Origin of the sequence: Leucobacter sp. M11, from assembly GCF_035726885.1 — a bacterium.
Taxonomy (GTDB): Bacteria; Actinomycetota; Actinomycetes; order Actinomycetales; family Microbacteriaceae; genus JAPFRB01.
Genome location: NZ_JAPFRB010000001.1, coordinates 659,302 through 659,979, shown reverse-complemented (window position 1 = coordinate 659,979; position 678 = coordinate 659,302). Strand labels below are relative to the sequence as shown.

The 678-nt window shown below is 72.4% G+C and carries 1 protein-coding gene; it reads left to right on the top strand.

Annotation, left to right across the window (positions count from 1 at the left end; genetic code table 11):
- The coding region (locus OOT08_RS03420) for a hypothetical protein (RefSeq protein ID WP_325091138.1) at nucleotides 1–614 on the top strand (614 nt) is incomplete at its 5' end.
- Nucleotides 615–678: the final 64 nt, after the last annotated feature.

Here is a 678-nt window from a genome sequence, read left to right as displayed (position 1 = left end):
CAGACCCCCCGGCCACCGCCGGTGACGAAAGGCCCCCCGTGTCCGAGACGCTGCACCCCGCGCTGATCACTCCCGAAACCTTCACCCGGGTCACGACCCGAGCCGAGCTCCACGACGACCGCCCCGTCACCGTCACCCGGGCGCAGCCGGAGGGCGGACCCGATTCCGGCGGCGAGCACGTCACCACGGTGGTCGGGGACACGGGCACCCTCTTCGGTTACACCCGCCAGACCGCGGGGTTTGGCGCGGGGGAGCTGCCGAGCCCGGACGTGGCAGAGCGGATCGCGCTCGCCTTCCTCGCCGAGGTCGATCCCGGCTACGCGGCGGGGCTCACGGTGCAGTGGGTTGACCGGCACGACGAGACGATTGTGACCGGGGACGGCGCGGAGACCGCCGTGTCCGGGATGAAGGTGAAGACCCGGCACGACTCCGGGCTCTACGCCTGGGTCATCGTGGGTGCGGGCACTGAGATCGTCACCTACGAGCGCGACATCCGCTGGGACCCCAGCAACGCCCGCCGCCACACCGCCATGTGGCTCCACGACGCCTGGAACGCCGCACGCGATGCGGGAGGGGACGAACTCGGCGGCATGCACGCGCCGCTGGATTCCTGACCCGGGCGGCCCAACGCCGCCCCGCAGGCACGACAACGACCCCGCTGATCGCTCGCGCCTCAGC